Genomic DNA, 21,131 nt, shown 5'->3' with positions numbered 1-21,131 from the left:
ACCGAGCGCCCGGGGATTAGGACTTCGGAGTTTGATTTTTCTCCGTACTCGCCGAATTGGCCAGTTCTTGCATGACCGTCAAAACCGAGCGGCCATCGTCGAAACGGCGATTTTCGAACTTTAGCTCGCTATGGTCATGCATTGCGTCGAGCCGAAGCGCCTCGGTCGCCTGCTGGGCGGCCTCCTGATTTCGGCCGGCGGCGGCGTACATTTGGGCAAGTTCGACATGGTGATACCCCCGAGTGGGGAAGTCGCGGCAGACACTTTCCTGGCGTTCGATGGCCAACTTCAAAATCGCGGGATCTTCATATTTTTGATAGAGCTCCCAGTAATTGTTCGCGATCCAACTTTGCAGACTGACGTTACGCGGACTGCGCCGCAGCGTTTCGGCCACTGCTTGTTGCGCTCCGTTGACATTCGGAGGAACGGGGCTCGACTTCCACGCTTGAAAATAGACGTTCGCTAAAATCTGCGGACCGTCCACGCTATAGGGATCGGCCGCCGCCGCCTTCTTGGCCAGTCGCACCTGCTCCGAAAATGTTTCATTAACTACGCCATAGAGAGAAGTGAACGACGACATGACGGGAAACAACGCCACCGTCACCATCCCGTACAGCAGCACCACAGCAGCCAATGCGACTCCGGCACGGGACGAAAACGCTTCGAGCTGCAGCGTTTGATCTTTGTCGCTCCCCAGCGTCAAACCCCAGAATAACCACAGCCACAACGCGACCGCGGGAAAGCTAATGCCGCCGGCAGCTAGCAGATTGATCATCAAGACGATCGCCGCGATGCGCAACGTCAAGAGATCCAACGTTCCCCGCCGCGACCAACCATACGTCGCCCCGGCGACTGCCAGCGCCAAGGGAAGCCCGATCCACATCATCCAGATCGGCGACTCGCCTTGCATGACGGCGCGAATCGGCGGCGCAAGTAGAAAAGCAACCAACGCGCCCACAAAGATCGGCACGATGCTCGCATCCGGGGCTTGCTCAGGACTCCCTTCCGCCGCCGTGAGAGTCGGCTCTGCTTGACTTCCGGTCGGAAAACGGAGCAGCCAGACCGCGATGAAGCCGAGCAACAAGAGAACCGCCGGAACGCCGGCCGACGCCGCGATCTCTAACAAAAAGTTGTGCGGATCGGCGATCGTCTCGCTGGCGGAAGCCGGCATATAGCGCGGGTAGAACGACTGAAAGTTGCCCAAACCGCAGCCAAACAGCGGGCGTTCGGCAGTGACGTCAAGCGCGCCTTGCCAGTATTGCAAACGATACAGGACCGACTTGGGCGCTTCCGTAAAAACTTCGCGATCCAGCAGTCCGCTGGCGAATCCGCCCCCAACGGCAATCGCCAACAGCAACACGCCGCCGACCAGATATTTCCAAGGGAGATGCCGCCGCAAACTGCTGGCCAATATCCCCCACAGTCCCATGCCGGCGACGACCGCCAAGACGGCGGTACGGCTTTTCGTCAAAATCAACGTCCCGCAGAGCAGACACAGGATGACGGCTAACACGGCGGCTTGAAGATACGATCGCGCTCGAACCTGTTGAATCGCGACGCCTGCGGTGATGATCAAACCTACCGCCAAAAATCCGGCCAACGAGTTGGTCAGCGTGAAGGTCGACGCCGGTTCGGTGCTCATGAGACGCGACTCAAAGTTCCTCACCTGAGGATCATCGTCGTCCCCGGCGATTCCTGCGTCACGCCGCCCTTGTTCTTTGTCCGCCAGATAATCGGCCTGCATCTGGGGGATTTCGACCCGGTACTGATAGATCGCGTAGGTCGCGCACACCGTCACCGTCGCAATCACAATCGCGATCAACGCACGCTTGCGCGCAGCGGAGCGAAACAACTGCCGATACAAAAAGTAGGCGATGACCAAGCCGGCGTAGGTCCAAAACTGATTGATCGCCGGGCGAACTTCGCCGCTGCCGGCGACCATCGTTACGCCGATCGCCAACCAGGCGAGCAGCGCCAACAGCAGCGATTCCCACTTCGACCAGACGATGCTCAACTTGCCGCTCAGCAATCCGCCGATCGCCCATAAGGCCAACGCCCAGAGCCACATCAGGACCCACGGAAGCTCGACTCCGCGACCGACCGGGCCTTCGCTGCCGATCAGCGGGGTCAGCACGGTCAAGCAAGCGACATAGCCGCAAAGGAGCAGCGAAAACCATTCGGAACCGGGAGATGCAGGCGGCGCCGGCGCGCTGGCCGCACGCGAAGACTGGCTCGGCGGAAAGGATGACGACTTATTGCGGCGTTTCATGAATCTTTTCGAGAGCGTCTAGCGGTCGATTCAATGACGCCGATCAGCGCCAACACGCAAAATTCCATCAAGAGCACGATCACGGCGCCGACCCAATCGACGCGATGCAATAACACCGCGCCCAACCCGCAGGTCGCCGTCATCAGATAGATCGTCAGCACCGCTTGGGTTTTGGTGAAACCAAGTTCGACAAGTCGATGTGAGACGTGACTCTTGTCAGGCTGAAACGGACTTCTTCCTTCGCGGATACGAATCGCCAATACGGTGACCAGATCAAACAGCGGCACCGCCAAAATGCATAGCGGAGCCAGCACTGCATGTCGCGACCCTTCGCCATAACCGGAGAAGGTGGCGATGATCGACATGATCGCGATGCAAAACCCAATCAGATAGCTGCCGGCGTCTCCCATAAAAATTTTCGCAGGCGGTTGATTGTGCCACAAAAATCCGAGCATGGAGCCAGAGAGAACCAGTAAAAAACCGGCCGTAAACAATTGCGGTCCGGCCGAGTCTGGATCGGGCGCGATCAACAGCACCGCCGCCATAATCGACGCGGCGATTGTCGCGACTCCGGCCGAGAGCCCATCCATATTGTCGAGCATGTTGAACGAGTTGATCATCGCGACGATCCAAAGAATCGAGACGATGTATTGCAACCAAGGGAGATCGACGTAGAAGCTGAGCTTCCAGTCAAATCCGATCACAAAGAGGGCGGCGATCGCGACTTGTACGGCCAGGCGGATTTTCCAGGATAAACCGATCCGATCGTCGATCAGCCCGATGATCATCAAGATCGATGCGCCCGCGACCAATGCCCACAGTTTGAGCGATTGGTGGACGAAACCGTCCAAGTGTTGCTGAGCCATCTCGACCAGCGACTGAATGACCGGCGGCCAGGCTCCTGCCGATATCGGCAGGTTCCCAATCAGACCGACGGCCAGTTGCGCCAGCGCCAGCGTGCCGACCAATCCAACCCAGATACCGATTCCGCCGCCGAGCGGCGTGGGTGTCACATGTACTTTGCGTTGGTTCGGCTGGTCGAGTAATCCCCACTTATGCGCATTCGCTCTGACGATGGCCGTCGCCACCAGAGAAATGAGAAAGCTGGGGATAACCGCGGCTGCGATCAGCGAAAAAGCGACGAGCGGGCTCCAGGTCACGCGTGAAACCGATCAGTAAGGGAAGTGAGATGAGTTGGTTTGCATTTTAGTTGGCATCGCACTGCGCTTATACCTCCCCCGGCTTACGCAGGGTTTTGACGCAATTGTTGCCGCAAATAACCGCGACATTCGTCAAAAAAGGCCTGAAAATCGGCCCGCTGGTAGTCGGGATAGGTCCATGCGGCCCCGGTCCACCGTTTTTGATAGTACTGGAGGGTGATCTCGGCGAAGATGCCGTCGCGCAAATAAATTCGGTGGCTCCGATCTTTGGTGGTCGCCAACACCAGCTTTGCTTCGGTGATATAGCCGGGATCTAGATTGAGCGGTCGGCTTTCGGGCCAGCGCGACAGCTGCTGACACTCAACCTCGAGCGCGTTGGAAGAATGTTTCCAATCGGCGAGGGTCGAACTGTCGGCCAATTCCTCGAACGCCCAGAAGCATTTTTTTAGCCCAGATCCCATTTCGTCGTCGTAGTAGTTGGTCTCGACCAGATCGAAGTGAGGGCTCTCCAGCGCGAGCGGTCCCCACTGGGAGACCAACTGAGATTTTCCCCACTCCAGCGCTTCGCCGTGGCGGCTGAATGCGGCGACAATCCGCAGTACGAAGCGCGGCGGTTTGAGATCGCCCATGTCTCTCCAGCAGTCGGTTGAAACGTAAAATTTAGGATGCAGGCTCTTAGTCTACGCCAAGAACGAAAAAAACCGCCAGGGGGACGGCCCTGGCGGCTTTTCGATTTGTCGTATGACAAGCAAGCAACAGTCGCTTAGTACAGCAGGATCACGTCCATGCCGCCGAAGAAACCGTTGTCTTTGGCGCCGTCGTAGAACGGGGTGGCGCCGGTGTTGTTGTCAAACTTGTCCCAACGCAGTTCCGGACGAACGATCAAGTTCGCGTTCGGGGTCCAGTTGGCGCCAACGCTCAAAGCGTAGTAGCTACCGGCGCCGTTACCAACGCGTGAACCGTCTTCATCGTCGAACCATTCAACACGGGTACCGACCTTCCAGCACTCGTTGATTTCTTTGAACAAGTATTGGTTGATACCGTACCAGTAGGCGTTGTCCGCAGGAGCGCCGGCGCCGTCGAACAGGTTGTACTGAACGCCCAAGTCGTGTTGGAACACATAGTTCCAGCCGCAACCCAGATCGTAATCGAATACGAAGCTGTTCATGTACGAGTCGCCGCCGTTCTTACCGAACGAACCGCCAACGCACTGCCAGGTCAAGGTCGCTTTGTCGCTCAGCGTGGCGCTGGCTCCGCCCAGGAACATCGATCCAGCTTCATAGAAGTCGAAACCGGTGTCCCAAGCCGCAACCCAACCGCCGTTCAGCGTCAAGTTTTCAATTCCGCTGTAGGTGGCCATGGCGCCGGTGTGAGTAAACGGTTCGCCATAGTTCATCGTGTAAGCGTGCGAATAGAAGAAGTTGTCAGGAGCGGTAACGACTTCGTAACCAATCGTGGTGTAGAAGTGACCGACTTTGACTTCCCAATCGCCCCAAGCTGCGGTTCCGTACAACTGCGGAATGGCCGAGCCGTACAGATCCGTTCCGCTGCCGAGATCCTTCGCCGTGTCCCAACCATTGTCCCAAGCGTCACGATCGCCGTGACCGAAGGATTGGGTGTCAGGGCCATCGGCGCCCCAAACGAAGTCAGCACGGTAACCAAGGTCAAAGCAGTAGGTTTCGGCGTCCGCGAGTTTCTCCGCGTAAATCCAAACCTGATCGACCGTCGGCGTGTTGGAGATGCCGCGGAAGGCGACCGGTTCATTACCGGTGTTCGACCGCACGCCGCCGGCATTGGCATAAAAGCCGCCGGAGACCCATCCACCAATCGTAACGCCACAATCATTTTCGCCAAACAACGACCATTGGTCGCCGTGGCCGCAGCACGGGAACCAATCGATTCCACAGCAGCTGCTCTGACAACCACATGAGTTGCAAGAGTCGCATCCGCCGCAGGAATCGCAGGCCGTATCCGTGGCACAACCGCAATCGCTGACCGTGACCTGTTCGCCAACGTAGCTCACTTTGCCGGCATTGTAATAGCCAGGTTGTTGAGCAACGGCAAACGTGGTCGAGCCGACCAGCATGCCGACGGCGAGCATCGCCGTCTTCCAATCCGTTTTCATCTAAACTCCCTCCAAATCCCAGGATTTACTTATTCGACGCAGGGAATCGCCTCCGCGAAACCATTGAGGCTGCTTCAGCTTGAACGCCACGCCACCGATTCTCCGCTTCGGTAACGCCGCCGTTGGCATTCCGCCTCGAGCGCAGCCATTCGCACCTGATGCAGGTTTAATGGGTTTATCGAGATCAATCGCCACAGAATCTAAGGAAGTAGTTGGCGCTAGAACTTCTCCGCCTAATCAGAAGACTCGCCGCATCTTTCCTGGTCGCCTTCATTCCACGCAAAACTGTCATAAACGGCCTTAAATCCACCCCTCTAGGGGAAACAATTCACCAATCGGGCGGAATCTAGACATTCGAGGGGGGGGCAGATTTCGCCGTGCGGGAAGCGCTCCCTGGCAATTCTCTTGTGGCGTGCGAATAATTGGGGCACAATGAAAACTAACGGGATCAGCTCCTCCTCCACTCCTCATCCGATGTTCACTAGATTTCTCGGAAGGCTCCTATCTATGATGCGCCACGCCCCAGGTAACCGCCTGCGCGCCGGTTTTACCCTCGTTGAACTTTTGGTCGTGATCGCGATCATCGGCATCCTGGTCGGCTTGACGCTTCCCGCGGTGCAGCAAGCTCGTGAAGCGGCACGTCGCGCTCAGTGCACCAACAACGAAAAAAACTTGTTGCTGGCGCTAACCAACTATGACTCAACGCATGGCGCTCTCCCGATGGCGTCGACCATCTCGGAAACTTCCGGGGCGCATCACTTCAGCTGGATTGCTCAGATCTTGCCGCAAATCGAACAAACGGCCCTCTACGACCGACTCGATTTCGCCAGCGCCGCCGTTTCTGGTGGAGCTACCGGAAACACTGGCCTCTTGAACACCCAATTAGAAGTCCTCGTTTGTCCGTCGGACGCCAATGGGGAGCCAGGCGCCGAATTGGGCAACTTCTCACCGTCCAACTACGCAGGCTCAGAAGGTCGCGTCTCTAGCTTGACGACCGGCAATCAATATGGCGCTACGTCGCCGACCCGTCCTACGGATTGGGCCGGTACTGCTCTCGCTAGCGGATCACGAATGGACTTGAACGGCGTCTTTCGACCAGGTCGATCGACCAAGTTTTCGCAAATCAAAGATGGAGCCTCGAACACGGTCTTCCTTGGGGAAGCGACCGTCGCCGGATATGATTCATCGTCGGGAGAAGAGCGATTCATCTCGAATGCTTATGCTCGTTGCGCACTCGTTGGCGCTTACAAGACAGCTCCGACGGCTTCACCAACAATTTACAACAGTGAAGCTTTGGGGTGGGCGGATTACGATGGCGGCACGTCGTATGTCGGCGTCCCCGGCGCCGCATCAGCGAGTCTTATCGCACCGGTATTTATTGCCGACCCCGGTATCAATACAGACGAATTTGGCGCTTCGACGCCCCATAATGTACTGATGACCGGCATGGGTGACGGCTCGGTAAAAGCGATCCCGCTGACGGTCGACAATATCGTCTGGATTCAGTTGAACGGCATGGCCGATGCAACTGTCTTTGAAATGCCGTAACGCATTTCTCTCCCTCCATTTCAAAAGCAAAGAGGCCGCAACTTTCGTTGCGGCCTCTTTCATTGACAGACCTGATCTATACGGCGGCTTAATACGCTTTGGCGATCACCGCACGACGCTGGGTCGGCTTGCCGGTGAAGATGCACTCGCCTGGCTCGACATCGCCTTCGATCGGAATGCAGCGAACCGTCAGCTTCAGCTTCTTCAGCGCTTCTTCGACCGCTTTGTCGTCAGCGCAGTGGCAATAGGCGAAACCGCCGTGAATCTCAGGGCGATCTTCGTTTTTTGGCGTAAAGTAGGCGACCAACTCTTCCAGCTTGTCGATCGTGCGACTGTTGTCGTCACGCAACTTCTTCGCGCGCTCGAACAGATTGCTTTGAATCTCGTCCAGCAGCGTTGTGATCGTCGCGACAAGTTCGGCCTTGGGCGTCCCTTTTTTGTCCTTGGGAGACTGGTCGCGGCGGGCCAAAAAGACGCTGTCGCTGGCCACATCCCGCGGACCGATCTCGGCACGCAGCGGCACCCCTTTTTTAATGTGCTGCCAGGTCTTCTCGCCGCCGCGGATATCGCGATCGTCGATCAAGACGCGAACCGGCGCGCCGTGATACTGAACCCCTTTCAGGGCCGAGTTGAGCTGATCGACGTAGGCCAGCACGGCGGCGCGCTCTTCGTCACTGCGATAGATCGGCAGCAGCACGATATGCTTGGGAGCTAGACGCGGCGGCACGATCAAGCCGTCGTCATCGCTGTGCGTCATGATCAAGCCGCCGACCAGGCGAGTCGAAACGCCCCACGAAGTCGTCCAGGCGAACTCCTCGGTTCCTTCTTGGGTCTGGAACTTGATCTCTTGCGCCTTTGAGAAGTTCTGTCCCAAAAAGTGAGAAGTCCCGGCCTGCAGCGCTTTGCGATCCTGCATCATCGATTCGATGCTGAGGGTCATCGAAGCCCCCGGAAAACGCTCCCACGAAGTCTTCTCGCCTTTAATGACCGGCATCGCCATGTAGTTCTCGGCGAAGTCGGCGTAAACCTCCAGCATTTGCCGGGTTTCGGCGATCGCCTCTTCGGCGGTCGCATGCGCCGTGTGACCTTCTTGCCACAGGAACTCGGTCGTCCGCAAAAACATCCGCGTCCGTAGTTCCCAGCGGACCACATTGGCCCATTGATTGATCAGGATCGGCAAATCGCGATACGACTGAACCCATTTGGCGTACATCGCGCCAATAATCGTCTCGCTGGTCGGGCGAACAATCAGCGGTTCGTCCAACTTGCCGGCCGGCACCAGACCGCCGTTGGGGCCCGGTTCTAACCGATGATGCGTGACGACGGCGCATTCTTTGGCGAAGCCTTCCACATGCTCCGCCTCTTTCTCCAGAAAGCTCATCGGAATAAAGAGGGGGAAATAGGCATTTTCGTGCCCGGTCTCTTTGAACATGCCGTCGAGGACCGCCTGCATGTTTTCCCAAATGGACCATCCCCACGGTTTGATGACCATGCAGCCGCGAACGGGTGAAACTTCGGCCAGATCGGCCGCTTTGATCACCTGTTGATACCATTCGGGATAGTCATCGGCTCGCGTCGGGGAGATCGCGTTTTGAGGAGCCTTCGCCATGTATCTGCTTCTAACCTTGCAATTTTCTCTGATTGGTAAAGGTCGCATTCTAGGGGATATAAGTTCGCGGTGACAACGCGGCTTCTTTGGCGGTTCTTCTGCGATTATGCGCATTTCCGCTTAAATGCCACTCCTGGGCAGGGTTACGTCCTTGAAGGAATACGCCCCCCCCCCTAGAATCCTCCGGTTTTCCCGAGCGTTGTACGCCGACATGACGACGCAATGATAGAAGAGATGGCCGAACCGGTCACAAGGAGAGAGCGAAATGGCGCGACGCGAAATCGCCAATTTGGGCGAAAATGAAACGATTGACGAGGTCTATCTCGTTTCCAATAAACAGCTTCGACCCAACCGCCAAGGCAATCTCTATCTGCAAATGCAGATCGGCGACAAGTCTGGTCAGGTCAACGGCATGATGTGGAATGCGAATGACCACGTCTATCGCAAGTTTGACGATGGCGATTATGTGCGAATTCAGGGGACATCGCAGTTCTACAACGGTGCGATGCAGATCATCGTCAGCGGCATCGAGCGGGTGGATGTCAAAGAAGTGGACGAGTCCTATTTTGTGCATCTGGGAGGCGCCGAAATCGACGGACTCCGCGGCCAGCTGGCCGAAATGCTCCGCGGCATGAAGAACCCGCACCTCCGCAATCTGGCCGAGTGCTTTCTGATTGACGAAGAATTCATGCAACGGTTTTGCCGCGCTCCGGCCGGCGTGAAGAACCATCACGCTTACCACGGCGGACTACTAGAGCATGTCGTCAACCTGATGAAGGTGAGTCAGGCGATCGTTCCCTTCTATCCGCAGATCGACGCCGACCTGCTGCTAATCGGCGCGTTTACGCATGATCTAGGAAAAATTGACGAGCTGACCTACGACAAAGGATTCGCCTATAGCGACGAAGGTCAATTGATTGGGCACCTGGTGATGGGCGTGGCGCTCATCGACGAGAAAGCGCACGAAGCGGAAAAGCTCGGAGGCGAACCGATGCCTTACGAACTTGTGCTGCGAGTGAAGCACATGGTGGTCAGCCATCATGGCAAGCTCGAATTTGGCAGCCCGAAGGTGCCGATGACGCTGGAAGCCCTCGCGCTCAACTATCTCGATACGCTCGACGCTCACGTGATTAGCTATGGCAAGCTGATCGAAGAAGACATCAACACGGACAGCGCCTGGACCATCTACCACGCGCCGATCGGTCGCAAGCTGTACAAAGGAGAACCGCCGCGCTCTTAGTGCGGACTTCGCCCCAGCGAAGCTTTTCTATCGACAGGCGATCCACGGCCGGTTCAGAAAAGTCGAAACTTCTACAATCACGCGAAAAGAGGCTGGACGGCGATCCAGCCTCTTTTTTTATGCGCCAAGTTTTCCACCTAATACCTCGCATACGAACAATCGCAAACCACTGTCTTGTATGTGGTTATCACAATCCTCCACGCAGAGAGCATCGAAAGGAGAGAGACTTCTTGAAGAAGTCTACAAGAACCCTTTACCAGAGATTCACCCCACGTTCACGTGGTGCACGCGGGCCGACGCGACAATTTCTCGAGAGGTTGGGAAAGACGCCATCGATGGTGAGCTGCTAAAACTAACCTGTCCCGAAAGAAAAAAAGGCTGGGAGGGAACCCGCCGTGATTCGCGAAGCCATGAAGACGAACCGCGTCCGCACGTTATTCATCAGCGACGTTCACTTGGGTTGCCGCTATGCACGCGTCGAGCCGTTGCTCGATTTGCTCAATCGGCACGATCCCCAATACGTCTACATCGTCGGCGATTTCATCGATGGTTGGCGCTTACGCAAGCGTTGGCATTGGGAGCCGATCTACAACGCGATTTTGAGCCGCTTGTTTGAGATGTCGGAAGCCGGATCAAAGATCTGTTACGCCCCCGGCAATCATGACGACTTCTTACGCGACTTCCACTTCAATTTCGGCTTTGTCGAGATTGCCGACGAATTCATCCACAGCTCGCCGCAAGGGCGTCGCTTTCTGGTGACGCACGGGGACAAGTTTGATCAGGTCGAAACGAAGGCCAAATGGCTTTCGGTCATCGGATCGTTCGCCTACGACTCACTTTGCTGGGCCAATCAGCACGTCAATCACTGGCTCCGCTACTTCAAGCTGCGCGGCCTACCGCTGGCCGCGATGGTGAAAAAACGGGTCAAAGCGGCGGTCACCTTCGTCAGCGACTTTGAAACCAATCTGGTCAACCATGCTCGCCAGCTGAACTGCCAAGGGGTGGTTTGCGGCCATATTCATACGCCGGCGATGGATCAGCGCGGCGACGTGACATACTGCAACACCGGCGATTGGATCGAAAATGCGACCGCTTTGGTAGAGTATGAGGATGGCCGCCTAGAGATCGTCGACATGCAGCACGAAGATACCCCGGTGTCGATCGAGGATTCGTCCGAGTTCGTGCTGGAGCAAGGAGAAATCCTCCGCAACATGCTGGTCGGTTCAGGTCGACATGCGACCGCTACCGTCTGATTACCCCCAATCGAACGCAAATACGCGATAGTCTACAGCCTGTTTCATCTCGACGCCTGAGCGTCTGGATCGATAGAATTGTCGAGACTTGTTTATTCTTTCAATGGACGGAACGAACCGTGGCGAAGATCATCTACAGCATGTCGGGCGAAGGGCGCGGACACGCCGCTCGCGTCCGAACGATGGTCGAACGGCTTCGACCAGAACATGATCTGGTGCTGATGGCGCCCGATCAGGCGTACGATTTTTTGGCGCCGATCTACAACAACAACGCCGCCACGCCTAACGTCGAAGTGCGTCGCATTCCGGGGCTCCGGTTTTACTACACTCGCGGTCGGCTTGATCTGACCAAATCGATCTATCGCGGCCTCGGCTTCATGGCGAAACTGAACGGGTTCGCCCGCGAGATGGCCAACACGCTCCGTCAGGAAGAGCCGGACCTGGTCGTTACTGACTTCGAGCCGATCCTACCAAAAGCGGCCAGCAAAGTCGGCGTGCCGGTCGTCAGCTTAAATCATCAAGACTTTCTCCTGGCCTATGACCTCTCGACGCTGCCGCGCGGATTGCAGTGGTACGCTTGGATGATGGGATTTGTGGTCAGGGCGCACCATGTCGACCATGCCGAAACGGTCGTCTCATCGTTCTTCACTTCGCCGCTACGACCCGGCTGGGAAAGCGTCACTCAGGTTGGCCCCCTGCTCCGCAAAGAACTGGAACAAGCGAAAACCAGCGAAGGGGGCTATATCCTCTCGTACGTTCGCCGCTCGATGCCGCCGGAAGCGATCGAACTTCTCAAGACCTGCGATCGCGAAGTGCGCGTCTACGGCTTGGGCAAGCAGCCCGACCAAGGCAACCTGCGTTTCTTTGACATCAGTGAAGATGGCTTTGTCCGCGATCTGGCTGGTTGCGACGCGATGGTTGGCGCCGCCGGAAATCAATCGTTAGGCGAAGCGATCTATCTGGGCAAACCGGTCTTGGCGCTGCCGGAAGAATCGCATCACGAGCAAATGATCAACTCTCACTTTCTGCGACAGATGGGCGTCGGCGATTGGTCGACGATCGAGAGCTTCTCGAAAAAGCATTTCGCCAGTTTCATCGAACGCTTGGCAATGTTTCGCGAAAACCTGGCGACCTTCCGCGGTCGAATCAACGGCAATCCCTCGGCGCTAGCCGCGATCCAACGACATCTGCCGGCGTAGACCGCGTTGATCGTCGTCGTTCAATCTTCGTCACAGCCCGAAGCGCCAACGCAAGTTTTGACGTGGCGACATTTCGCTGGTTGGCTAAATAGCGCAACCTCAAAACTCGCGCTGCGGATTACGCAGATAAAGTGATCTACGCTAAGATCGGATGCAGCACTTCGCCGGCGACGTCGGTCAGACGGAAGCGACGGCCGTTGTATTTGTAGGTCAGCTTCTCGTGATCGAGCCCTAGCAAGTGCAAGATCGTCGCGTGCAAGTCGTTGACGTGCACCTTGTCGATCGCCGCTTTGTAGCCGACTTCGTCCGACTCGCCGTAGCTGACGCCCCCTTGGACGCCGCCGCCGGCCATCCAGGCGCTGAAACAATGCGGGTTATGATCGCGGCCCGGCTTTTCTCCGGTCTGGGCGATCGGCAAGCGGCCGAACTCGCCGCACCAAATGACCAGCGTTTCGTCCAAGAGTCCCCGCTGCGCCAGATCGGTCAGCAGCGCTGCGATCGGCTGATCGGTTTCGCCGGCGAACTGGCGATGATTGCCTTCGATATCGATATGGCCGTCCCAGCTGCGCTGGTTCTCCATCCCGCCAGAGTAAATCTGCACGAAGCGAACGCCGCGTTCGATCATGCGGCGCGCGACCAAACATTGTTTGGCGAAGTGGCCGCACTGCTTTTCGTCGATACCGTACAGCTTGCTGATCTGCTCCGACTCCTGCGAGATATCGATCGCTTCCGGCGCCGTCGTTTGCATGCGATAGGCGAGCTCAAAACTCTCGATCCTCGCCGCGAGTTCTCCTTCGGCTTGGCGCTGAGCGTAATGCTGCTGATTCAGTTGCTTGAGAAGATCGAGTTGCGCTCGTTGCCCCATGTCCGACAGCGCGCCAGGTCGCGAGAGATTGTCAATCGGCGCGCCTTGAGGGCGAAGATGCGTTCCCTGATAAACGCCTGGCAAGAAAGCGGCGCCCCAATTCGCGGCGCTCCCTTTCGGCAGTCCGCGGCCCAGCGGATCGCTCATCACCACAAAGCCGGGCAAGTCGAGATTTTCGCTTCCCAAGCCGTAGGTGACCCATGAACCGACGCCGGGAAACCCCATGCGGGCCATGCCGGTGTTCATCATAAACAACGCCGGGCTATGATTGTTCGACTCGGTGTAGCCAGAGTGAATGAAGGCCATCTTGTCGACATGCTCACCCAGCTTGGGGAAGATCTCCGACACCATCTTGCCGCACTCGCCGCGCGGCGTGAACTTGAACGGCGACGGCATCAGCTTGCCGACCTGATGTTGGAAAAACCCGGTCGTGTTCTCAAACGTGCCGTCAAATTCCTTCAATGATTTGCCGGCCCATTTGTCGAGCCCCGGCTTGTAGTCCCACGTATCGACCTGACTAGGTCCGCCGTTGACGAAGATCCAAATCACCCGCTTCGCTTTGGCCGGAAAGTGCGATTGCTTGGGCGCCAAAGGATTGAGCGCAGCGCCCCGCTCGGCCGCCAACAGGCCTTCGTCTTGCAACAGCGTCGCCAAGCCCAGCAATCCCGCTCCACCGCCGCAGCGAGCGAGCCATTGGCGACGAGTTTGCACCGTTTGGAAATCGTACATAGGGATCGCTCTTAGTCGATGTAAATAAATTCGTTCAAACCGAACAACGCCTGGCACAAGTCCACCAGCGCCCCCTGCTCTCCGCCGCTTCCATCCCGTTCGGCCTGAGCGGCGACGAATGCGGCGGCAGTTTTTAGTTCTTGTTCGGTCGGATCGCGCTGCACCGCTTTCTGATAGGCGGCGGTGATCCGCGCTTCCACGGAACCGGATGGCGACGCAGCCGCAAAGCTTTCGGCGTAGCTGCGCGTATGCGGACTGTTCATCATCGACAGGGCCTGCGGCGCGGTGGTCGTTTCGCTGCGACTGCCGATGCTGACCAGATGCTCGGGCCAATCAAACAACATCATCGTCGGGATCAGCCGACTGCGTTTGATAAAGAAGTAAACGCTGCGACGGTTCATTCCTTCGTCCAGCGTACCGGGGCCGAACATCGTCCGATCGAGTTGCCCTGAGACCGACAGCATCGCGTCGCGAACTCCTTCCGCTTCCAAGCGACGCGGAGCATGTCGCCAGAGCAAGACGTTTTGCGGATCGGCGGCCAATTGCTCTCCGTTGGCGGCGGCCGATTGCATGTAGGTTTGACTGGTCATGATCTGCTTGTGCATTCGCTTCAATCGCCAGCCATTGTGGATCAGATCGACGGCCAACCATTCCAGCAGCGCCGGATGGCTCGGCGGATCTCCCTGCACGCCAAAATCGCTCGGCGTGGCGACGATGCCGCGGCCAAAGTGGTGATGCCACAGCCGATTGACGATTACGCGGGCCAATAAACCGCCGGCGCCAGCCTCGGTATCGGTCATCCAGTTGGCCAGCGCCGTGCGACGATAGCTGAGAGCCGACTCGCTGGGAACTTCTTGCGCTTTCCAATAGTCGCGCGGATGTCCGTCGCGCAGCACGGCCGGAAAACCAAACTCGGCGACTTCCCCTTTTTGGGCGACATCGCCGCGCGTCAGAAAATGGGTCGTCGTATAAAAGTGAGGGAAGCCGCGGCTATCGGCCAGATGCGGAATCTTCTTGCCCCCTTCGGTGTTCACTTGCACGGTCACGGGCTTCGCTGCGGCGTCAGTCGGCACGTCAAGCTCGGCTAGACTGCGCGTGGTGGTCGTAAAGGTCGACGCCATGCGGTAATAGTCGGCCGAAGTGATCGGGTCAAACTTGTGGTCATGACAACGAGCACAACCGATGGTCAGCCCAAGAAACGCGGTGCCGGTCGTCGCGACGACATCGTCTAGTTCGTCATAGCGGGCCTGTTCAAACTCCGCTTCCGTCAATTGCGTCGGAAACGCGCCGGCGCCAAGGAAGCCGGTCGCCATTTGGGCGAGCGGATTTTGCGGAGCGATCTCGTCGCCGGCCAATTGCCAAGCGACAAACTGGTCGTAAGGAAGATCGTCGTTCAACGCTTGGATTAAAAAATCGCGATAGTGATAAGCGTGCGGTCGATCGGTGTCTTGCTCGTATCCAAAGGACTCGGCGAACCGTGCGACATCCATCCAATGCCGCGCCCACCGTTCTCCGTAGTGCGGCGAATCGAGCAAACGATCAATCAGCTGGCCATAGGCCTCTGGATCTTGGTCGGCGACAAACGCGGCGACTTCTTCCGGCGTCGGCGGCAGTCCCAGCAGATCGAAATAGGCGCGACGAATCAACGTTCGACGATCGGCGGTGGGGTTGGGCGTGATTCCTTGCTCGTTCAATTTTTTCCAAACGAACCGATCGATGGGAGACTTCACCCAGTCGGAAGTGACTGCGGAAGGCGCGATCGTCGCCAAAGGTTGCAAAGACCAAAAGTCGCTCGCTTTGTCTTGATCGGCTGCGGTTGGTTTTGCGGCGTCCACGAGCGGCTTGTCGTAGGGCGCTCCCAGATCGATCCACTGGGCGATCGCGGCGATCTTTTCGTCTGACAACTTTTCGGCGCGCAGCGGCATGTGCGGCTCTTCGTCGTGGCGCAGCAGCGCCATCAAATAGCTGTTAGCGGCGTCCCCCTGTTCGACATAGCCGGAAGCGAGCAACTTGTCCCGCGTCGACAAATCAAAATCGGCTTTGACGCTTTCGCCGCCGTGACACTTCAAACAGCTGCTCGCCAGGGTTTGACCAACGCTTGAGCGAAACAGGTCAAGTCCCGCTTTCATCTCCGTGGCATGCTTGGGAGATATCTTGGGCGGCGTATTCTCTTCGGCCAAGAGCGGAAAGACGCATGACAGAAATGCAATTGCCAACGATAAATGGCCGGCGAGGCGCAGAAGCATGGAAAACCCTGCGGTAGGTGGGAGGAAAGACTAGGCGGGATCGTCGATCGATACGCTCCAGTTTCAGCGAAAGAGGAGCAAGAGTCCAGTCTATTTTCTCTCGTTTCTTTCCTTGCCGATCCCCTGCTCGCAGACCGGTCTCTCTGCTTGTGATGGGAAATAGGCGCAAAAAAGCGGCGGCCGTACAAATCCGGCCGCCGCTGGAAGAAGTTGGAATCTACGAACAACTTCGCGTTAGTTATTCGCCGTGTTGAAATTCTCGACCAAATCGCGAAGCGCGGTCGCCTGGGCGCCCAGCTGTTCGCTGCTGGCGGCCAGTTCTTCGCTGGCTGCCGTCGCTTGTTCGGTCACATCGGCCACTTGTTGAATGGCTCCGTAAACCTCGTTGGCCATGTTCATCTGCTCGTCCGCGGCAGTTGCGATTTCGGTGATCTTGCTTGAGGTCGATTCGACCGCAGTCACGATCTTCTGCAACGCTCCGCCGGCTTGCGAGCTGAGTTCAACGCCGTTGTTGACGCGAGCCGTCGACTCTTTGATCAGGGACGAAATCTCTTTCGCCGCATCACTCGAGCGTTCGGCCAATTTGCGAACTTCGTCCGCGACGACTGCAAAGCCCAAGCCATGTTCGCCGGCGCGAGCCGCTTCGATGGCCGCATTCAGAGCGAGCAGATTCGTTTGGCTGGCGATCTCCGAAATCACCTGAATGATCTCGCTGATCTGCTCCGACGAAGCTTTGATCAAGTCCATCGCTTCGCCCGACTTGGTGACCGCATAGCCACCCTCGACGGCGATTTGATTGGTATCGGCGGCGAGACGATTCGTTTCGGCCGAGCGATCCCGAATTCCGCCGATCGACGTGATCAATTCCTGGGTCGAAGCGCTAATTTCTTCGACGGCGGCGCTTTGCGTCTGGGCGCCGTGCGCCAACGTTTGCGACGTTTCGCTGACCGACCCGGCGCTCGACGAAAACTGATTCGCGTTCTCAATGACATCGGCGATCAGGTGCGACATGTCATTTCGCAAGTTAACCTGACGCGTAATGTCAGTGGCGTACTTGACCACTTTGTACGGCTTGCCATTCAGGTCGAGAATCGGGTTGTAAGAAGCCTGAATCCAGATCTCCTTCCCACCCTTGCCGATCCGCTTGTATTCAGCGGCGTCGTATTCTCCGCGGTTCAAGCGACTCCAGAATTCCTGGTATTCGCGACTGCGAGCGTAGTCGTCCTCGACGAACATCCGGTGATGCTGACCGGCGATCTCTTTCGCCGAGTAGCCGACGGCGCCCAGGAAGTTATCATTGGCGCCGATGATCGTGCCGTCCATGTTGAACTCGATCACCGCCTGGGATTTCCCAATCGCATCAATCTGTCCGGCGAAATTGGCGTTTTCGAGTTTCTGCTGAGTGATCTCGATCGCGTACTTGACTACTTTGAACGGCTTGCCGTTCAAGTCGCAAATCGGATTGTAAGAGGCCTGGATCCAGACCTCTTTGCCACCCTTGCCGATTCGCTTGTATTCGCCGGCGTTGTATTCGCCTTTGTTCAAGCGGCTCCAGAAGTCTTGGTATTCGCGGCTACGAGCATAATCGTCCTCGACGAACATCCGATGGTGTTGGCCTTCGATTTCGCTTAGCGAGTAGCCTAGAGCCTCCAGGAAATTGTCGTTCGCACCGATGACCGTGCCGTCCATGTTGAACTCGATCACGGCCTGCGATTTGCTGATCGCTTCAATCTGCCCCGAGAAGTCGGCGGCGCGCATCTTTCGTTCGGTAACGTCGGAGGCGTACTTGATGACCTTTACGGGGCGACCGCGGTCGTCGAAGATCGGGTTATACGAGGCTTGGATCCAGATCTCTTTGCCCCCTTTGCCGATCCGTTTGTACTCGCCGGCGTCATATTCGCCTCGGTTCAGGCGGCTCCAGAATTCCAGGTATTCGCGACTGCGAGCGTCTTCCGAGGTAACGAACATCCGATGATGTTGCCCTTGGATCTCTTCCAGCGAGTAACCGATCGCACTGCAGAAATTGTCGTTGGCGGTGATGATCGTGCCATCCAACTCAAACTCGATGACCGCTTGCGATTTTCCGATCGCCGCGAGTTCCGCTTTGAGCGTGTTCAACTCCTGCTGAAGGGCGTCTACGCTGTTGGTTTTCTTTGTCGTTTTGGGCTGTTCTAAAATTGCTGCGCTGGCCATCCGATCGCTCCTAACCAGAAAATAAAATTGAAGGTGTAACTGCTAAGCAGGCGAACTTTTCGCCAACTCGCGAGCAAGCTCTAGTACGTCAACAACGTTGGCGCATTGCGGGCAATCTCGCGAAAGATTTCTTCCAATTCATCGCCATCGGGGGCGTGCCAATGTTGGCCGCCGCCGATCCGCGCGACTTCTCTCATCAGCGACTGATTTGCGCCGTCGCTGTATGTAATCGTATGGACGACAATGTCGTCGCTCGCCGCATCGTAGGCGGCATTGGTTGGGCTGCTGCCGTAGTTGTGATTTCCGTCGGTCATCACGACCATCGTCTTCGAAGCGTAGGGACGTGCGTACTTTTTGTTCTGCAACGTCGAGATCCCCCGATCCATACCGGCGGTAATGTTGGTCGAACCGTCGGGATATCTTCTTGAGTAGTCGTCGAGAGCATCTTCGATTCGCGAATACTTGTCGGTCAGTTGCTCATCGATCTTAGCGCTGCTGTTATAGGTCGAGAGCGAAACCAACTCCAATTGCGGGGTCGATCCCAACTCGGTCAAAAATCCGTCGACCGAATCGACCAACGCCCACCAGCGGGCCCTGGACGGCACGGGATCATTGTTGCGCCAGCCTGACTCGTAACTATTCCTGTTAATTCGAAACGTCATGGAGCCGGAACGATCGACAACTAACGCGATATCGCGGTCAATTTGCGAGGCCGTCGCGTCGGCGACCGGTTGAAAAAACTCATGGCCGAAGATCGGCGTCAAATACAAGCGGACCGCTCCGTCCGGCGCTTGCTGCGTCCTGCGTCCGGTCACGTTGACCGAGTTCAACAGTTTGCCGCCGCTGGAAAACGTAAAGCGTCCCACGTCGTCGGTCCGCACCGACAAGCCGATTTGCACGTCGCTATCCGCCAAAGTCAACGTATTGCCGGCGACATTATTTTTGGCGGCGTACTCAATCGCCGATTTGTGGGCCAGACTCGCGTCCTGCTCCAGACTTAAAGTCCGAGCGCCGGCGCGTGCGGCCGAATCGGTCGCAATTCGCAACTCGGTTCGCGTCAACTGCATGTAGGCGACATCGACGCAAAACGCCGCCATCCATAAGATGACCGGCAGGAGAACGGCGATCAGGATCAACACGGCGCCGCGGCGACGTGAGATGCGACCTAATTTTCGATTCAGCGGTTTTGACATCGCCATCACTATTCAGGGTTGTAGCGTTCGGTCGCCAAGTGCGATTTGGCTTCGATTGCGTAGCTGCTAAAGTATTTCGGCACGACCCAACTGTTGCCTGCGGCCGGCACGCGGACGGTCACCGTGATTGTCTTGGTTTCGGGCTGCAGCACGGCGGGATCGACGTCGACCTCCACTTTGCGAGCGCCGATCGTCGCCAACAACTGCGTCGCTTTCTCTTTCGCTTCAGAGGAGGTCGCGCCAGGCACCATCGCATAGCGGGCCGCTTCGTAGGCGGCGTTGTCCGCCGTATGTCGAATCATCGTCAACCGTCCAAACTCGACGCTGGCGAGAATGAACAGGAACAAAATCGGCGCGGCGAAAGCGAACTCGACAATCGCGGCGCCGTGGCGCTGCGTGCTGCGACTACGCTTGGTTGGTCGAATTTTTCGCCCCTTCGCCGGTTGCGTCTGGCGGCATTGCGGTTCGCCGCTCAAGCAGCGACGCAGTCCTTGCTGACAGCGTTCAGCCAGGCGACAAAGGGCGATTTGATTGTTTTTGTGGGACATGATGCGCCTCAATACTCTTTCATCATCGTGACCGATGAAGTGATTGTGGGCGGTGAAAACATCCAGCCTTGCAGCGTCGAATTACGCGCGACGGGAACGGTGATCGAGATCGTCACGTCCGATCCCGTTTTCGCTTTCGTAAAGTTCGAAGGATCGATCGTCGCTCCCGCAATGTTGCGATCCGTCAAAACGGAAGACGCGGCGTTTACGGCGGCGGCGGTCGTTGAGTTGGGTTGCAGCGCGGCGCGACAGCCTTCGTAGGCGGCGATTGCGACCGATTGCTTTAAAAACATCATTTCGGCGCCTTGAATCGCCGCCATCAAAATCAGCACGACCACCGGCAGGCAGATCGCCAGTTCGGTGACGGCCATGCCGCGACGCGATTGATTGCAAGTTGTCCGTCGCATCGTCTAGTTCTCCCGCGGCGACTGGCCGCTGCGCATACGATCAAACAAACGATTCAAATCGGAAGCGAAGTCTTTCCAATAGTCTTTGTCACGCAGGTGAAATGGTTCCGGCACTTCTCCCTCGACCGCTTCGTTGACGACGCTGCGAAACCGGACGATCGGTCCGACAAATCGATGACTGAATCGAACCAGGTCGTAGGCGAAGATCGGCAACAAGCAAAGCGCCGCCAGAATGAACGGGCCTTGGTTTCGCCAAACGTTCGCAAAATGGGTCCCCATTGGTTCCAGCGGATTTGTCAGCACCTGTACTGAGATTGCGATTAACAGACCGACGAGGAAAAAGGTGGTCCAGTAAAACAGCATCCGCAGGACGATTCCCCCTTGTACCGAGGGATCGACGTATCGGGCTCCGCGACGTTGGTTCATGGAATTACTCTCTATAAAATCGAGCGCGCAAGTCATGCGCTAGACCTGCAAACGTAGGTCGCCGCTCATGACGAAATGCCGAAACGCCAATTTTTGCCCCTAGAATCCTGCAAATATCTGA

Annotated in this window: 16 protein-coding genes; 4 read left to right on the top strand and 12 right to left on the bottom strand. The window is 57.1% G+C overall.

All coding sequences use genetic code 11. The features are described 5' to 3' along the window. Positions 1 to 16: 16 nt before the first annotated feature. From DSM3645_RS05935 to DSM3645_RS05920, 4 genes are all read right to left on the bottom strand, one after another. Positions 17 to 2,269 (bottom strand): O-antigen ligase family protein, encoded by a 2,253-nt coding sequence (locus tag DSM3645_RS05935; protein WP_002651160.1) that lies wholly within the window; start codon positions 2,267 to 2,269, stop codon positions 17 to 19. Further along, entirely contained in the window at positions 2,266 to 3,429 is a 1,164-nt protein-coding gene (locus DSM3645_RS05930) for an MraY family glycosyltransferase (protein ID WP_002651159.1), read from the bottom strand. The genes DSM3645_RS05935 and DSM3645_RS05930 overlap by 4 nt, the downstream gene beginning before the upstream one ends. Positions 3,430 to 3,512: 83 nt before the next feature. Then, the gene (locus DSM3645_RS05925; protein WP_002651158.1) at positions 3,513 to 4,058 is read right to left on the bottom strand and encodes a DUF4416 family protein; all 546 of its coding nucleotides are present in this window, start codon (positions 4,056 to 4,058) and stop codon (positions 3,513 to 3,515) included. A 134-nt stretch (positions 4,059 to 4,192) separates the two neighbouring features. Next, positions 4,193 to 5,554 (bottom strand): porin, encoded by a 1,362-nt coding sequence (locus DSM3645_RS05920; protein WP_002651157.1) that lies wholly within the window; start codon positions 5,552 to 5,554, stop codon positions 4,193 to 4,195. A 507-nt stretch (positions 5,555 to 6,061) separates the two neighbouring features. Between DSM3645_RS05920 and DSM3645_RS27775 the strand changes: the two genes are divergently transcribed. Next, positions 6,062 to 7,102: a DUF1559 family PulG-like putative transporter gene (locus DSM3645_RS27775; protein WP_002651156.1), complete on the top strand. Its 1,041-nt coding sequence runs from the start codon at positions 6,062 to 6,064 to the stop codon at positions 7,100 to 7,102. 88 nt (positions 7,103 to 7,190) lie between these two features. Here DSM3645_RS27775 and proS read toward each other — a convergent pair whose 3' ends face one another. Next, the gene (gene proS / locus DSM3645_RS05910) at positions 7,191 to 8,711 is read right to left on the bottom strand and encodes a proline--tRNA ligase (RefSeq protein ID WP_002651155.1); all 1,521 of its coding nucleotides are present in this window, start codon (positions 8,709 to 8,711) and stop codon (positions 7,191 to 7,193) included. 265 nt (positions 8,712 to 8,976) lie between these two features. Here proS and DSM3645_RS05905 point away from each other — a divergent pair, with 265 nt between their 5' ends. The 3 genes from DSM3645_RS05905 (at position 8,977) to DSM3645_RS05895 (ending at position 12,403) form a co-directional block, all read left to right on the top strand. Beyond that, entirely contained in the window at positions 8,977 to 9,951 is a 975-nt protein-coding gene (locus DSM3645_RS05905) for a 3'-5' exoribonuclease YhaM family protein (RefSeq protein WP_002651154.1), read from the top strand. Positions 9,952 to 10,346: 395 nt separating this feature from the next. Beyond that, complete coding sequence (locus DSM3645_RS05900) at positions 10,347 to 11,204, top strand: UDP-2,3-diacylglucosamine diphosphatase (protein WP_116344371.1); 858 nt, start codon at positions 10,347 to 10,349, stop codon at positions 11,202 to 11,204. Between the two features lie 119 nt (positions 11,205 to 11,323). Continuing rightward, complete coding sequence (locus DSM3645_RS05895; protein WP_002651152.1) at positions 11,324 to 12,403, top strand: glycosyltransferase family protein; 1,080 nt, start codon at positions 11,324 to 11,326, stop codon at positions 12,401 to 12,403. Positions 12,404 to 12,539: 136 nt separating this feature from the next. Here the strand turns inward: DSM3645_RS05895 and DSM3645_RS05890 are convergent, their stop codons facing one another. From DSM3645_RS05890 to DSM3645_RS05860, 7 genes are all read right to left on the bottom strand, one after another. After that, positions 12,540 to 13,997: a DUF1501 domain-containing protein gene (locus DSM3645_RS05890; RefSeq protein ID WP_002651151.1), complete on the bottom strand. Its 1,458-nt coding sequence runs from the start codon at positions 13,995 to 13,997 to the stop codon at positions 12,540 to 12,542. Between the two features lie 11 nt (positions 13,998 to 14,008). Further along, positions 14,009 to 16,243, bottom strand: coding sequence for a PSD1 and planctomycete cytochrome C domain-containing protein (locus tag DSM3645_RS05885; RefSeq protein ID WP_002651150.1), 2,235 nt, complete (start codon positions 16,241 to 16,243; stop codon positions 14,009 to 14,011). 234 nt (positions 16,244 to 16,477) lie between these two features. Then, positions 16,478 to 18,436, bottom strand: coding sequence for a methyl-accepting chemotaxis protein (locus DSM3645_RS05880; RefSeq protein ID WP_002651149.1), 1,959 nt, complete (start codon positions 18,434 to 18,436; stop codon positions 16,478 to 16,480). Between the two features lie 80 nt (positions 18,437 to 18,516). Further along, positions 18,517 to 19,635 carry a vWA domain-containing protein gene (locus tag DSM3645_RS05875; RefSeq protein ID WP_050769314.1) on the bottom strand — a complete coding sequence of 373 codons (1,119 nt, stop codon included), beginning with the start codon at positions 19,633 to 19,635 and terminating at the stop codon, positions 18,517 to 18,519. A 2-nt stretch (positions 19,636 to 19,637) separates the two neighbouring features. Then, positions 19,638 to 20,177 (bottom strand): TadE/TadG family type IV pilus assembly protein, encoded by a 540-nt coding sequence (locus tag DSM3645_RS05870; RefSeq protein ID WP_002651147.1) that lies wholly within the window; start codon positions 20,175 to 20,177, stop codon positions 19,638 to 19,640. A gap of 8 nt (positions 20,178 to 20,185) precedes the next feature. Beyond that, a complete protein-coding gene (locus DSM3645_RS05865; protein WP_002651146.1) occupies positions 20,186 to 20,584 on the bottom strand; it encodes a TadE family protein in 399 nt (132 codons plus the stop codon). 3 nt (positions 20,585 to 20,587) lie between these two features. Then, positions 20,588 to 21,010, bottom strand: a complete 423-nt coding sequence (locus DSM3645_RS05860) for a hypothetical protein (RefSeq protein WP_002651145.1) — start codon at positions 21,008 to 21,010, stop codon at positions 20,588 to 20,590. Between the last annotated feature and the right edge of the window lie 121 nt (positions 21,011 to 21,131).

Origin of the sequence: Blastopirellula marina DSM 3645 (assembly GCF_000153105.1) — a bacterium.
Taxonomy (GTDB): Bacteria; Planctomycetota; Planctomycetia; order Pirellulales; family Pirellulaceae; genus Blastopirellula; species Blastopirellula marina.
Note: the sequence above shows the minus strand (reverse complement) of the source record. Positions and strands in the feature narration are given on the sequence as shown.